Raw genomic sequence first — 13662 nt, forward strand, 5'->3', positions numbered from 1 at the left:
CCACCGCGGATCGCAGGCGGGGCCACCCGATCCGGTCACCACGGATCAACCCGCCGATCTGCTCATCAGGCACGGCCGGGTCGGTGATGATGGCCAGAAGGTCATCCAGCAGCGCCTGCCGGTCCTCGCCGGTGTTTGGCCGCCGTGGAACCGATGGTCCTGAGAAGGAACGCACCGGCAAACAGAACCGGGAGCCAAAGTTTTCGCGCCCGCCAGGATGCCAACGTCAGAACAATCACGAACACGGCGAACGAGGCCGAACTGGCAGCGAAGGTCAGGACGCTGAAGAGAGCGTTCTGTGTGAATGTGCGGATGTGCGGGACAAGATTGAGGATTCGCTGGTCCAGGCCCGCAAAGGAGGTCCGGAGCACGACTGCCTGGGTGATGTTCAGGAAAAGCAGCAGGCTGGCGGCTGCGGCCGCGACGCCGGCCGTCAGGACCAGCCCGTAGGGGTGCTGACGGGAGAATCTTTGGCCAGCCCACCGCGTGAGGCGGGGGTAACGCCCTCGCAGACTGACGATGTATGGATTTGCCTGTATGCCCTGCCCGGCGGAGGCCAGGATGGAGAAGATGATCTTCAGCGGCGTATGGAGCGCCATGACGAGGCTAAAGGCGAATGAAATGATCAGCAGCAGCTGCACGAGCAGGGCCGTCCCAAAGACAAACGGGACACCCACGACGTCGAACGTCGTCAGCGCGTAGGCGTTCAGTCCGGTCAGCACGGTGACGACCGCCAGGGCTGCTGCGTAGCGCCTCGTGCGAATTTCAGCCATTCCGGTCTTGTCCTTGTGATTGCAGAACTGAAATTATTCAAACCCGCTGTAGGATCTGCGTTTCCGTGTAGCTGCCACGCTACACAAGGACCTCACGGCGAGGTTGCGAGCAAACCCGCTGGTGTGGCGTGAACACCGCACCAGGTCATATCGAAGCTGGTCGAAGCGACCCACAAAAGTGACCCGGAGAACGAGCGACAGTTCGCACCCACCGCCACCCCGGGGTGAACGTCAATCGGTGTCTGCCCTGGACCTCACCGATGAGAACGTCCTGGCCCTGACTGGAACGATCGTTGACGCCTTGCGCGAATACTCCAGCTCGGCCTCCTCTGGGCGTCGAGTTCGGCTGGAGGGCAGAACGTCTCGGATTTCTAGCCTCGGTCTTTCATGAGGGAGTGGCTGGAACGCGTGTTTAAAGCCTGAAAGGTGCCCTGACGTGGGAAAATGTAGTTACCACACAACATTTTTCATGACACATCAGGAGCACCCTGCAGGTGAGTTACTTTACCGGCTTTTACCCGTCTGTCCGTGTTGATTCTTCCGGGGACGGGGTGGTGTCGCAGGCTGGCGGGGTGATCCTGACGTCGATGGTGAAGGGGGCTGGTCTTGGCGCTGGTTTGTCGGAGGCTTTGGAGCCGTGGCGCAAGCCCTTTGCCACGCACGACCCGGGCAAAATCCTCACCGACCTCGCCCTGTCGTTGGCCACGGGCGGCGACAGTGTGTCTGACATTGACCGGCTTCGCAACCAGCCCGAGGTGTACGGGCTCGTGGCCTCGGATCCGACGATCAGCCGGCTGTTCAAGATCCTGGCAACAGTAAAGCCTGCCAGGGCGCTGGCGGCCATCAACGGCGCCCGCGCCAAGGCTCGGGCCCATGTGTGGGCGCAAGCCGGGAAGGATTCACCCCTGCACGCGGTGAGCGCCGGGAATCCGCTGGTCATCGACCTCGACGCGTCCCTCCTGAATTCCCATTCAGAGAAGGAAGACGCCCGTCCAACGTGGAAGAAGGGCTTCGGATTCCACCCGCTGTGTTCCTTCCTTGACCACGGGATTCTGGGCACCGGTGAGCCGCTGGTGACCCTGCTGCGGCCCGGCAATGCCGGCTCCAACACGGTCAGTGATCACATCCAGGTCGTGAAGGACTCTGTCAAACAACTCCCGAAAGGGTACCGGTCGGGGAGGAAGATTATGATCCGCACCGATTCCGCCGGCGGCACGCACGGGTTCCTGGACTGGCTGACTGCCAAGGGTCGCAACTTCTCCTACTCCGTGGGGTTCCCGATCCACGGTGCGGTGGCCGCTGTCCTGCCCCTGGTCGCCAAAGACGGGTGGACCAAGGCGTACGACAGCGACGGGGTTGAGCGTGACGGCGCCTGGGTCGCCGACATCACCGGCATGCTGGACCTGTCCTCATGGCCTGCCGGGATGCGGGTCATCGTCCGCAAGGAAATCCCGCACGTCGGCGCCCAGCTGCGGATCACCGACATCGACGGGCACCGGTACACGGCCATCGCGACGAACCAGGAAAAGGGCCATCTGGCCACGTTGGAGGTCCGCCACCGGCTCCGGGCACGCTGCGAGGACAGGATCCGCAACGCCAAAGACACCGGCCTGGCCAACCTGCCCTTCCACGCCTTTACCGGCAATGAACTCTGGTGCCACGTGGTCATGCTCGCCGCTGAGATCATGGCCTGGACCCAAATGATTGCCTTCACCGGCACAAAGGCCAGACGCTGGGAGCCTAAGAAACTCCGCGCCAGGCTGTTCGAAATCGGCGGCAAAATCGCCAGCCACGCCCGCCAAACCACCTTGCACCTGGCCGCGACAGCACCGGACGTGACGCTGCTGCTCAAAGGAATGAAACGCCTCGCAGTACTGAGCCCGCCATAACCTGGACCGCCAACCGTCCGCCGCTCATCCAGAAAGCACCAGCATCACTGACCGGTGTGGAACCTGTCACCGACAACCGCCATCAGGCCAGCGGTCCAAATGTCACACCCAAATGCCACCATAGGAACCGTCAGGCAGCCGGTAAGCCCAGACCCACTGGAAACCACGCCTCATGAAAGATCGAGGCTAGTCCCGGCCGATTCCAGGAGGCGGGACGCCCAACCTACTTTTAGCAGGGCACCACAGCTAGCGTCGGATATTTCACTTATTCACAAGCCACCCCATGATGCCCATGGTCTTCTGCGCGTCGTTGGTGCCGTGGGCGAGGGCCACGAGGCTGGAAGTGAAGATCTGGCCGGTGCGGAACCCGCCGCGCTTCTGCGTGAGCTTGTCCCCGGTTTCCGGGTCGTGCCGGGACGTCAGCGCATAGGCCAGCCTGGTGCACAGGTAGGCCACGCCGCCTGCGATCAGGGGGGCGAAGAGCGCGGGGAGAATGACCTTCTGCATGAGGCTCTCGAAGTTCACCGAGTGGATGCCGATGCCCGCAATTGCGGCGCCGATCAGGCCGCCGAAGAGGGCGTGGGAGGAACTCGAGGGCAGGCCCTTGAGCCAGGTGACCATGTTCCACAGGATGGCGCCCATCAGGCCCGCGAAGATGATGTCCGGGGTGATCTGGATTCCCTCGGATCCTTCCCGGATGATGCCGCCGGAGACGGTCCTGGCTACCTCCGTGGACAGGAACGCACCCACCAGGTTCAGTGCAGCCGCCAGGGCGACTGCCGTCTTCGGTTTGATGGCACCGGTAGCGATGGGAGTGGCCATCGCGTTGGCGGTGTCATGAAATCCATTGGTGAAGTCGAAGAACAGCGCCAGCGAGATTACCAGCGCCACCATTACGGTGATTTCCACCTGTTGCCCAATCTGCAGAGTCGACGGTCAGCAGTTTCACTTCCCCGTTGCCGTCCTGCCCCGCAGTGTTCATCCGGAGTTCGGATGGAATGACTTGCGGCCAACGGCAATGCAGCTTGAAACCCCATAGATCGTACGCGGGAAGGGCGGCCCGGCAAAACATCACCCGGAGACGCAGAATGCCGGACACCTGTTCGGTGTCCGGCATTCTGCGCCCTGCATTCTGCGTTGGGGCAGTCACGACGCGCGGCCGGGGCACTGGATGGCCCCGGCCGGCGCCCCGGCCGGCCCGCCGGGTGGTAGCGGCCTCCGCCGAGCGGACACTTCGCGCCCGACTTTTCCCGAATCCGGGGCGTGGACTGCCCGCTCGGGGGGCCGCCGGCCGCGGGGCCTCAGGCGGGGAGGTGTACCCGGCGTGCCGGGCTTTCCGCAGCGGGGACGCCCTCGCCGGCCTGGCCGTACAGCCAGTCGTTGTACTGGAAATCGTTGTCCTTGCGGCTCTTGAACAGCAGGTTCCGCAGGGTGCGGGCCAGCCCGGAGACGTGCCAGGATTCGCCCCAGATGCGGGCCGTGCGCTGGACCCGGGCGGTGCGAGCGGCGCGGACGTTGTTGAATTCGCGGATGGCACCATCCCAGGCTTCCGGGTTGACCCCTTCCGCCGTAAAGACCGTGCCGTTGCTGACATCCTGCAGCACCGCGGCATCCTCGAGGGCCTGGCAGGCGCCCTGGGCGAGGTACTGCAGCATCGGGTGGGCCGCGTCGCCCATCAGGACCATCCGGCCGGCGACCCAGTTTTCGATCGGGTCGCGGTCGTACATGGGCCAGCGGATGCCGGTGGCCAGGTTCTTCAGTGCGGCCTGGACCGCCGGGACGCAGTCCTTGTAGGCATCCTCGAGCTCGTCGACGCCACCGTACTGCTCCTCGCCGCGCTCGAAGGACGGGGACTTGAACACGGCGACGGTGTTCAGCAGTTCGCCCTTGCGGAGCGGGTACTGCACGAGGTGGCAGTTCGGTCCGAGGTAGACGATGACGTCTTCGAGGTCGGCTTTGGGGGTGCTGTCGGTGATCGGCACGGTGCCGCGGTAGGCCACGTAGGCCGAGGGGACGGGCTCGTCGCTTGCCACGAGGGGACGCAGTGTGGACTTCAGTCCGTCGGCGCCGATGACGACGTCGGCCTCGTAATCCACGCCGGCCGCCGTGTGGGCGACACCGCGGCCGTTTACGGTTTCCACGCTCTCGACCATGACGTCGTTGACGAGATTGACGCCGGCCGCCTCGCAGCCCTCCAGCAGGACGCGGTGGAGGTCGCTGCGGTGGATCACGACGTACGGTGCGCCGTAGCGTTCCTCGAATTCGCCGCCCAGGGCCTGGCGGGTGAGTTCTTCGCCGGTCACGGCGTCGCGGAAGACGAGGTGCTTGGGCTGGACGCCGATTTCCAGCGCCTTCTCCAGCAGGCCCCAGCGCCGCAGGACGCGGGAGGCGTTGGGCGCCATCTGCAGCCCCGCTCCGACCTCGCCGAATTCGGGGGCCCGTTCCACGAGGGTAACGTTCGCGCCGTTTTCGCGCAGTGCGAGGGCACCGGCCAGTCCGGCCATTCCCCCTCCGATGACCAGGATATCGGTGGCCTTGGCGTGCTCAGACATTGCTAACTCCTTGTGAGGTTGATGATTTTGACTTCAGTTTGATGCCGACCGCGGCCAGCAGTACCGCCGCGATGGCGGCTGCCGCGGCGAAGGCGAGGAAGTTCGAATTGACGCCCAGCCCGGCGGCCAGCAGGAGCCCACCGACCTGCGGTGCGGCGACGGCGCCGATCCGGCCTACACCCAGGGCCCAGCCGAGAGCGGTTCCGCGGAGGTGGCCGGGGTAGTGGCCCGCGACGGCGGCGATGATCAGGCACTGCGTGCCGTGGGTGCCGACGCCGGCCAGGACGAGCATGAGGTAAACGACGCCGACGGACGGTCCAGTGACGAGGACCACGAGGGCGACGGCGGCGACGGCAGCGGCGGCGATCGCCGTCGGCACGGGACCGTAACGGGTGCCGGCCCAGGCCGTGATGACCGATCCGGCCACGGCACCGAGGTTCAGGGCCAGGGCGAACGTCAGGGCGGAGCCCAGGTTGTAGCCTGCCAGCTGCATGAGGTTCGGCAGCCAGGTGCCGAGTCCGTACCAGGCGAACAGGGTGGCCAGCGTCGCCAGGGCGAACAGCAGGCTGATGCCCAGGTACGGGGCACGAAGCAGCGAGGCGAAGCCGGCCGGCTCCTTGATCTTCGTCGTGCCGCGGCTCGGTGCCAGTGTCTCGGGGAGGAAGCGCAGGCCCAGCGGAACGACCACCAGCAGGGCGAGCACGGCAACGAGGAACATTGCCGGCCAGCCGAAGGCGGGGATCAGCGGGATGCCCACGAGGGCCGCGATGGAGCCGCCGATCGGGACGCCGGACATCATCAGGGTGGCGATGGTGGACCGCCACTTGGCGGGCACCAGCTCGGCGACGAGGGCGTTGGCCGAGGGCACGAGCCCGCCGAGTCCGATCCCGGCGAGCAGGCGCATGGCACCGAAGAACGGGGCATTGGGGGCAAACGCACAGAGGATGGTGAACAGCGAGAAGACAATGGCGCAGCCGAGGATGGTGCGGCGGCGGCCCCAGGAGTCGGCCATGCGGCCGGCAAAGATCGCTCCGATCATCATGCCCAGGAAGGCCATGGAACCGATGGTGCCGGCGGTGGCCTTCGTCAGGCCCCAGCCGGTATCGGCGATCAGCGATGACTGGACGGTGCCGTAGACGATGAGGTCGTATCCATCGAAGACCACCAGAAGCCAGCAGACAAGGACGGCGAGGGCTGACCGTCGCGAAAACCGGGATGCAGGCCCGTCGCCGGCGCCGGGGAAGGTGGACCCGGGTGTTGGCCGCTCCGGCGCTGGAGCGGAAGGTGTGTGATTCATCCCACTACTGTCGTCGTCATGGCACGTGAACCACAATACAATTCTGATGTGCAGAACAACCCATCACGCAGGACCGCCAGCAGGCCCGCCCAAAAGCGCCCGACCTACTCCATCGAAGCCGTGGACAACGCCCTGCTGCTCCTGCAGCTCCTGCGCGACGGCGGCGCCCTGCGCCTCAAGGACGCCGCCGCCGAGCTCGGCGTGGCCCCGTCCACCGCCCACCGGCTGCTCGCCATGCTCGTCTACCGGGGCTTCGCCGTGCAGGACGAAACCCGCCGCTACGTCCCCGGTCCCGCCATGGGCGTGGGGCCGGCAGGGCTCAGCTGGACCAGGCTGCTGCGCACCATTGCGCAGCCGCACATGGAGCTCCTTTCCGGGAAGGTCAACGAAACGGTCAACCTCATGGTCCGGGTGGGCACGAAAGTCCGGTTTCTGGCCACCGTGGAAGGAAACAATGTCCTGCGGGTAGGCGACAGGCAGGGCACCGTCATGCCGGCGAACAGGACCTCCGGCGGCAAGGCCATGCTGGCGGAACTGGAACTGCCGATGCTGGAACAGCTGTTCCGCAGCAGCGACATCGACGGCGGCACCGCCGGCGACACCATTCCGGACGGCGAATACCCGGCATTCCTGCGCGAGCTGGAGACCATCCGCGGCAACGGGTTCGCCGCGAATTTCGAAGGCACCGAGGATGGCGTCAGCGCGCTCGGGATGGCGCTGCACAACATCCGCGGGGACGTGGTGGGCGCCCTGAGTGTCGCCACCCCTGCGACCCGGTTCCGGAGTGTTTTCGACGCCGGGCTGGTGCCGGCCCTGCGCGAAACCTGCCGCCAGCTGGAGATCGATATCGCAGCCAATCCGGCGGAACGGGACTGATCCCTGTTTTCTCGCAGTTTTCTCGCAAAGCGGGGATTCTGTTGTGCAGAATATGTTGGAAGTCACACGCGGGCCTCCGTAGAGTCGGTAAACGCCCACGAACTGTTCTGCACCAACCGAGGAGGTCCACGTGTCCATCAGCGCCGATAACACCACGCATGAATCAGTCGCCGCCCAGCACAACGCTGCGGAGCCGACGCCGGAGGAGGCTGCACAGCTGGAAAAGCTGTACCAGGATTTTGAGACCGAAAACCTAATCCCGCTGTGGACCCAGATCGCGGACCTCATGCCCATGGTCCCCTCGCCCAAAGCCATCCCCCACGTCTGGCGCTGGAACGACCTCTACCCCCTGGCGGCCCGCGCCGGTGACCTGGTGCCCGTGGGCCGCGGCGGGGAACGCCGCGCGATTGCCCTCGCGAACCCGGGCCTGGGCAAGACCCCGTACGCCACCCCCACGCTCTGGGCGGCCATCCAGTACCTCGGCGCCCGCGAGACCGCCCCGGAGCACCGCCACTCGCAGAACGCCTTCCGCTTCGTGGTCGAGGGCGAGGGCGTCTGGACGGTCGTCAACGGCGACCCGGTGCGCATGTCCCGCGGCGACTTCCTGCTGACCCCGGGCTGGAACTTCCACGGCCACCACAATGACACGGATGAGCCGATGGCCTGGATCGACGGCCTGGACATCCCGTTCGTGCACTACGCCGATGCCGGCTTCTTCGAGTTCGGCACCGAACGCGTCACGGACGAGGCCACTCCGGACATCTCCCGCTCCGAGCGGCTCTGGGCCCACCCGGGCCTGCGTCCGCTCTCCGGGCTCGATGACACCACCAGCTCTCCCATCGCCGCCTACCGCTGGGAGCACACGGACCGTGCGCTGCGCGAGCAGCTGCTGCTCGAGGACGAGGGCCACCCGGCCACCGTGTCCCAGGGCCACGCCGCGGTCCGCTACACCAACCCCACCACCGGCGGGGACGTCATGCCCACCATTCGGGCCGAATTCCACCGCCTGCGCGCCGGTGCCACCACGGAGGCCATCCGCGAGGTCGGTTCCAGCGTCTGGCAGGTCTTCGAAGGCTCCGGCAGCGTGGTCCTCAACGGGGAAACGAAGAACCTGGCGAAGGGCGACCTCTTCGTGGTCCCGTCCTGGGCTTCCTGGTCCTTGCAGGCCGACCTTCAGGCCGACCCGCAGGCGGAGACCGATTTCGATCTCTTCCGCTTCAGTGACGCCCCCATTTTTGAACGGCTGAACTTCAACCGCACCTACATCGAAGGACGCAACAAATGAGACTCCTCACCCTCCGCCTCAAGTCCGCCTCCGGCGCAGTCACCAAGGCTGTCCGCCAGGACGGCGGCACCCTGACCGAGATCGAAGGCTTCGCCGACGTCGGGGAACTGCTCAACACCGCCGGCTGGGAAGCTACGGCCAAGGCCGCCGCCGGCGCCACCCACCCGGCCGAAGGCGCCGACCTGGATGCCGTCGTGCCGTTCCCGGGCAAGATCATCTGCGTCGGGCACAACTACCGCAACCACATCAAGGAAATGGGCCGGGAAGTCCCGGAGTACCCCACCCTGTTCGCCAAGTACCAGGAATCCCTGATCGGCCCGAACGATGATCTGGCCCTGCCGCAGGAATCGGACAAGGTCGACTGGGAGGCCGAACTCGCCGTCGTGATCGGCAAGAAGGGCCGCCGGATCAGCGAGGCCGACGCCGCGGACCACATCGCCGGCTACGCCGTCCTGAACGACGTGAGCATGCGCGACTACCAGTTCCGCACCATCCAGTGGCTGCAGGGCAAGACCTGGGAGAAGTCCACCCCGTTCGGCCCCGCCCTGGTCACCAAAGACGAGTTCACCGCCGGCCTGATGACCTCCGCCGTGGACGGCGACATCCAGCAGCAGACGCCCACCAACGACGTCGTCTTCACGCCCGAGTTCCTGGTCTCCTACATCTCCACCATCATCACCCTGAACCCGGGCGACGTGATCGCCACCGGCACGCCCGGCGGCGTCGGCCATGCCCAGGACCCGAAGCGCTACCTCCAGGAGGGCCAGGTCCTCGTGACCACCATCGAGGGACTGGGCCAGCTGAAGAACCGCGTCATCAAGGAAGCCTGATGGTTGAACGCCACGACCGGACGACGGACCCGGAACTGCTCGGGGCCCTGCTCCAGGCCCGGCGGGGCACGGCGTTCTTCGCCCGCAAGCTCAACGAGCTGTCCGACGCGGAGCTCGACGGCGATTCGCTGCTCTCGGGCTGGAGCCGCCGCCACATCACGGCGCACATCGGCTACAACGCCCGGGCCATCGCACGGCTCGTCGAGTGGGCGGCCACCGGGGTGGAGACCCCGATGTACCCCTCTCCCGAGGCCCGCAACCACGAGATCGAGTTCGGCGCCACGCTGAGCCCGATCGCGCTCCGGCACCTCTTCGACCACTCCGCCGTGCACCTGAACGTGGAGTGGCGGGACCTGCCCGAGGACGCGTGGCGCCACCAGGTCAAAACGGCCCAGGGCCGGATCGTCCCGGCCGAGGAAACCGTCTGGATGCGCACCCGCGAGGTCTGGATGCACGCGGTGGACCTGGCCAACGGGGCCACCTTCGCGGACATCCCGGCACCGGTCCTTGCCCGCCTGCTCAAGGACATCACGGGCGCCTGGAAAACCCGTGGCACCGATACCGGGCTCGTGGTCAACGTGACCGGCCAGGAACCGGAGCTCACCCTCGGCGACACCTCAGCGGAGTCCCCGACGGTAGTCTCCGGCCCGCTGCCCGCGGTGGTTCAGTGGGCCGCCGGCCGGGGCAGCGGCGGCGTGACCGCCGTCGGGCCGGCAGCGGACGCGGCCTCCGGGTCGGTTGATGCGGTTCCGGCCGCACCGAAGTGGATCTAGGCAGCCGGTTTCAGGCAGGCTCCGGCCAGGCACGCTGATTGCACGGTCGACCTGCACGGGCAACTTGCACGAACGACAAGGAAAGCCCCCTCACGTTGAGGGGGCTTTCCTTGTTGGGTGCAGACTATGCCGGCGTCAGCCGCCGTCGTGCTTGACCTTGTGCAGCCGCGTGACGACGGTGGGGCAGGGCACGTGCAGCAGCACGGAGTGGGCCGTGGAGCCCAGCACCAGCCGGGAGAATGCTCCCCGTCCGCGGCTGCCGATCACCAGCAACCGGGCCTCCCGCGCGATCCCGACCAGGGCCTTGGCAGGTTCGGTATCCGTTTCGAGCCGCCGGTTGATCACGAGATCCGGGTACCTGTCCCCCAGTCCTGCCACCGATTCGGCGAGGACCACACGGTCCTCTTCAACGATGGTCGCAGCCAGCCCGCTGGCCGGCAGCTCGTTTTCGACCCACCTGGCCGGGCTGCGGAAGGCAAGGACCACCGTCAGCCCATCGCCTCCACGGTCGGCCTCGGCGGCGGCGAAGGACACGGCCTGGAGTGACTCCTCGGATCCGTCCACGCCGACCACAACGCCGTGGCCGCCCGTCCCCGGCGTTGGCGGGATGACAGCGACCGGGCTGTCCGAGGCGGAAACAACCTGCAGGGCGCGGTCGGTCATCGGCCCGCCGTCCAGCCAGTGCCGGTCATGCGCGCCAACCACCAGCATGGAGGCTGCCTTGGACGCTTCCCGCAGGGCCGCACCCGCGCTGCCGTGCCGGAGCTGGGTCTCGACCTCGACGTCGGGGGCCTGCTCCCGGGCGCTGGCCTGCACTTTCTGCAGCAGTTCCATCCCCGATTCCCGGACGATTTCGTGGTACTGGAAGTCCGGGGACATCCAGCGGTCGTCCACTGCGTAAAGGGCGATCACCGGAAGCTTGTGCCGGGACGCACGCTGGAGGGCCCACGCCAGTGCGGCCTCGCTTCCCGCGGACCCGTTGATGCCGACGACGATTGGTCTATTCATTGCGGATCCTGCTCTTTCCATTGCCTAGAAACCGGTGGGTTCGGTCTCGAACTCCGGCTCCCGGGGCGGTTCCTCATGATGCACCGGACGCAGCGCTGCCGTGTGTTCGAGCCAGATCAGGGCGTCGTAGCGCTCCCCCATCCGGGTGGGGATGTAGTTCCCGAGCTCCCGCGCCGGGTTGTAGACCACTCCGATCGCACGGTGCCCGAGCCAGGTCGAGAGCCACGGCCCGGACCTGTCGTCGCCGAATTCAAGGACGGAAGGCACGCCGAGGGCCTCATGGAGGAAGTCCTCGTGGCTTCCCTGCCGCGCGGGCGGAACCCGGAGGATCCGCTCCGGGCTGCCCCAGGCGTCGGCGGCGATCACCTCGCCGCGGTGGGAGGCGAACCCCACCAGCATCACGCCCTCACTGGCGTGCCGTTCCCGCAGGAGCTGCCCCACATTCACGAGGCCGTCCCGGGCCATGTCGGTGGCCCGGGCATCCCCGACGTGCGTGTTGTGCTCCCAGATCAGCCCCTTGGACGCCGCGCCCAGGTGCCGGCTGATCCTGTCGATCGTGTCCGCCATGTGGTGGTCCCTGATGTTCCAGGACTGCCGGTCGCCACGGACCATGACGCGGTAGTAGTGCTCCGCGTTGGCGGCCACCTCGGCGTTCTGGACGGCGTCGAAGGCGTCCTCGCCATGGTCACCGGGGCTGGACACCCGGTTCCTGACTTCCGTGAGCAGGGCCACGACGTCGGCCTCGCAGGACTCCGGTACCAGCCGCGTGCTCCAGGCATATTCATGCGGATCCTGGTGGTGCGGCAGGAAGCACTGCCAGGCACGCCTGGCCGCGGGGACGGAGTCGGGGACATGCTCCTGCAGCCAGTCCATGGTCTCGCGCAGGGAATCCCACAGGGAATAGACGTCCAGCCCGTAGAATCCGACCCGCCGGGCCATCGGGCGCCTGGTGTTCCAGGTGCGCAGCCAGTCGAGGAAGGCCGCCACTTCCTCGTTGGCCCAGAGCCAGGTCGGCCAGCGTTCAAAGCCGGCGAGCAGGGCGTGGACACCCTGGTCCTGCCCGCTCTGGCCGCGCACCCAGCGATTGATGCGCCAGCAGTCGGGCCAGTCGCCCTCGACCCCGATCCAGTCGTAGCCCTGCTCCTCGATGAGCCTCCGGCTGAGGGTGTCCCGCCAGGTATAGAACTCGTGGGTGCCGTGGGAAGCCTCGCCAATCGCAGTGAAGCGGCAGTCCCCGGCACGCCGCACGAGCCCGTTGAGGTCCCGGTCGGTCTTCAGCGGCCGGGCGAGGGCGTGGATCTGCTGCAGCACGGAGGTCCTGGTGACCGCCGCGGGATTCATCGGGGCTCCTCGCCGGAGATCTTCGCCTGGCGCCTGGCACTCCGGCCCGTATCGGTGGCTCCTGGGAACCGCACGCCCGGCTGCTGGTGTTTCATGGTGCTCCCGTTCCGTTGCCCGTATCCGTCCGGCAACGGGCTGCCGGAGCCACGAGGGGTGCATGGTCGGGCACGCGTTGGACTTGTGAATCGCGCTTTGTCTCCAAGCTTCCGCGCACGATGTCTGCGCACCTAGGGCCGAAAGTCACGTCCGTGGTCAGTGGCCGCCCTGATGACCAGGCGATGCCTTGCTTTCCCCGGACTCCGGCGCCGGCTCGCGGGACAGATCCACGCCCTCCCCGGAGGTCGAGCGGGGGTTCAGTTTCACGTCGCCGGGTTCGACGCCGGCGTCCCGGGCCATTCCGGCGCGAACTGATTCGACGAGCGCGTCGCTGAGCAACGGCCCCGTGTAAGCAACCCCGAGCGTGCCGCTGTCCATCGAGGTCGTGTAGTTTCCGAGTGCATCCGCGAGAATGCCTTCCGTTTCGATCGCCGCCGCCAGGGAAGCCGGGTCACTGGAAGGGACAGCGAACTGCAGGTCGTGCACCAATACCGACCCGATATGGACACTGTCCACTCCGGTGAAGGACCCAACACGGCCGAATGCGCGGTCGGTCAGCGCACCTGCATCTTCGCGCGTGCGTTCGGGCGGGAGGGACACGGTCAGCCCCGGATCCAACTGCTCGAGGACCGCCTCGTCGAGCACATCAGGGGAGACGTCGGACAAGGTGATGCCACGCTCAGCCGCTGCCCTGTCGAGTTGGCTGCGCAGGGACGCCAGGTCGGCCTCCGGCGTCGGGTGGACGGCGATCACCACGCGGCGGCGCACCATCAGCCCGTCATGGCTGACGGCGGGGCGTCCGTTGCCGACGTCGGTTCCCGTCTCGAGATTCACGGCCGCGCCTGACGCCGGTGTTCCGGGCGGATCCGGCGTTCCGCCCGTGCAGGCGCTCAGTGCCAGGACGAGCAGTGCACCAGCGGCCAGTTGTCCGATGTTCCTCAT

General features: G+C 66.9%; 11 protein-coding genes and 1 pseudogene. 5 read left to right on the top strand and 7 right to left on the bottom strand.

The genetic code is table 11. The annotated features are described in order from the left end of the window. Nucleotides 1–101: 101 nt before the first annotated feature. Nucleotides 102–773 (bottom strand): hypothetical protein, encoded by a 672-nt coding sequence (locus ACQCSZ_RS09615; protein ID WP_427007772.1) that lies wholly within the window; start codon nt 771–773, stop codon nt 102–104. Nucleotides 774–1267: 494 nt separating this feature from the next. Between ACQCSZ_RS09615 and ACQCSZ_RS09620 the strand changes: the two genes are divergently transcribed. Then, nucleotides 1268–2662 (top strand): IS1380 family transposase, encoded by a 1395-nt coding sequence (locus tag ACQCSZ_RS09620; RefSeq protein WP_427006197.1) that lies wholly within the window; start codon nt 1268–1270, stop codon nt 2660–2662. 282 nt (nt 2663–2944) lie between these two features. On the opposite strand, the pseudogene ACQCSZ_RS09625 reads toward ACQCSZ_RS09620, so the two are convergent. From ACQCSZ_RS09625 to ACQCSZ_RS09635, 3 genes and pseudogenes are all read right to left on the bottom strand, one after another. After that, nucleotides 2945–3571, bottom strand: a pseudogene (locus ACQCSZ_RS09625) (inorganic phosphate transporter); the annotation flags it as partial. 392 nt (nt 3572–3963) lie between these two features. Further along, nucleotides 3964–5214 (bottom strand): FAD-dependent oxidoreductase, encoded by a 1251-nt coding sequence (locus ACQCSZ_RS09630; RefSeq protein WP_427007773.1) that lies wholly within the window; start codon nt 5212–5214, stop codon nt 3964–3966. Further along, nucleotides 5207–6511 (bottom strand): MFS transporter, encoded by a 1305-nt coding sequence (locus ACQCSZ_RS09635; RefSeq protein WP_427007774.1) that lies wholly within the window; start codon nt 6509–6511, stop codon nt 5207–5209. Before ACQCSZ_RS09635 ends, ACQCSZ_RS09630 begins: the two co-directional genes overlap by 8 nt. Nucleotides 6512–6559: 48 nt before the next feature. Between ACQCSZ_RS09635 and ACQCSZ_RS09640 the strand changes: the two genes are divergently transcribed. From ACQCSZ_RS09640 to ACQCSZ_RS09655, 4 genes are all read left to right on the top strand, one after another. Continuing rightward, the gene (locus tag ACQCSZ_RS09640; RefSeq protein WP_427007775.1) at nt 6560–7387 is read left to right on the top strand and encodes an IclR family transcriptional regulator; all 828 of its coding nucleotides are present in this window, start codon (nt 6560–6562) and stop codon (nt 7385–7387) included. A 130-nt stretch (nt 7388–7517) separates the two neighbouring features. Then, nucleotides 7518–8672, top strand: coding sequence for a cupin domain-containing protein (locus ACQCSZ_RS09645; protein WP_427007776.1), 1155 nt, complete (start codon nt 7518–7520; stop codon nt 8670–8672). Next, nucleotides 8669–9502, top strand: coding sequence for a fumarylacetoacetate hydrolase family protein (locus ACQCSZ_RS09650; RefSeq protein ID WP_427007777.1), 834 nt, complete (start codon nt 8669–8671; stop codon nt 9500–9502). The genes ACQCSZ_RS09645 and ACQCSZ_RS09650 overlap by 4 nt, the downstream gene beginning before the upstream one ends. Then, a complete protein-coding gene (locus ACQCSZ_RS09655; RefSeq protein WP_427007778.1) occupies nt 9502–10275 on the top strand; it encodes a maleylpyruvate isomerase family mycothiol-dependent enzyme in 774 nt (257 codons plus the stop codon). The genes ACQCSZ_RS09650 and ACQCSZ_RS09655 overlap by 1 nt, the downstream gene beginning before the upstream one ends. 135 nt (nt 10276–10410) lie before the next feature. On the opposite strand, the gene ACQCSZ_RS09660 is transcribed toward ACQCSZ_RS09655, so the two are convergent. The 3 genes from ACQCSZ_RS09660 to ACQCSZ_RS09670 all read right to left on the bottom strand — a co-directional run bounded on the left by ACQCSZ_RS09660 (nt 10411) and on the right by ACQCSZ_RS09670 (nt 13662). Continuing rightward, a complete protein-coding gene (locus ACQCSZ_RS09660; RefSeq protein ID WP_427007779.1) occupies nt 10411–11283 on the bottom strand; it encodes a universal stress protein in 873 nt (290 codons plus the stop codon). A gap of 24 nt (nt 11284–11307) precedes the next feature. Next, a complete protein-coding gene (locus tag ACQCSZ_RS09665) occupies nt 11308–12624 on the bottom strand; it encodes an erythromycin esterase family protein (RefSeq protein WP_427007780.1) in 1317 nt (438 codons plus the stop codon). Nucleotides 12625–12876: 252 nt separating this feature from the next. Further along, nucleotides 12877–13662: a hypothetical protein gene (locus ACQCSZ_RS09670; RefSeq protein ID WP_427007781.1), complete on the bottom strand. Its 786-nt coding sequence runs from the start codon at nt 13660–13662 to the stop codon at nt 12877–12879.

This window comes from Pseudarthrobacter sp. H2 (assembly GCF_050157045.1).
In the GTDB taxonomy this organism is placed as follows: Bacteria; Actinomycetota; Actinomycetes; order Actinomycetales; family Micrococcaceae; genus Arthrobacter.

Bases quoted from the DNA above. Each gene is read 5' to 3' on its own strand.
- ACQCSZ_RS09615 (WP_427007772.1), bottom strand. From the start codon at position 773: ATGGCTGAAATTCGCACGAGGCGCTACGCAGCAGCCCTGGCGGTCGTC.
- ACQCSZ_RS09630 (WP_427007773.1), bottom strand. From the start codon at position 5,214: ATGTCTGAGCACGCCAAGGCCACCGATATCCTGGTCATCGGAGGGGGA.
- ACQCSZ_RS09635 (WP_427007774.1), bottom strand. From the start codon at position 6,511: ATGAATCACACACCTTCCGCTCCAGCGCCGGAGCGGCCAACACCCGGG.
- ACQCSZ_RS09650 (WP_427007777.1), top strand. From the start codon at position 8,669: ATGAGACTCCTCACCCTCCGCCTCAAGTCCGCCTCCGGCGCAGTCACC.
- ACQCSZ_RS09655 (WP_427007778.1), top strand. From the start codon at position 9,502: ATGGTTGAACGCCACGACCGGACGACGGACCCGGAACTGCTCGGGGCC.
- ACQCSZ_RS09660 (WP_427007779.1), bottom strand. From the start codon at position 11,283: ATGAATAGACCAATCGTCGTCGGCATCAACGGGTCCGCGGGAAGCGAG.
- ACQCSZ_RS09665 (WP_427007780.1), bottom strand. From the start codon at position 12,624: ATGAATCCCGCGGCGGTCACCAGGACCTCCGTGCTGCAGCAGATCCAC.
- ACQCSZ_RS09670 (WP_427007781.1), bottom strand. From the start codon at position 13,662: ATGAGGAACATCGGACAACTGGCCGCTGGTGCACTGCTCGTCCTGGCA.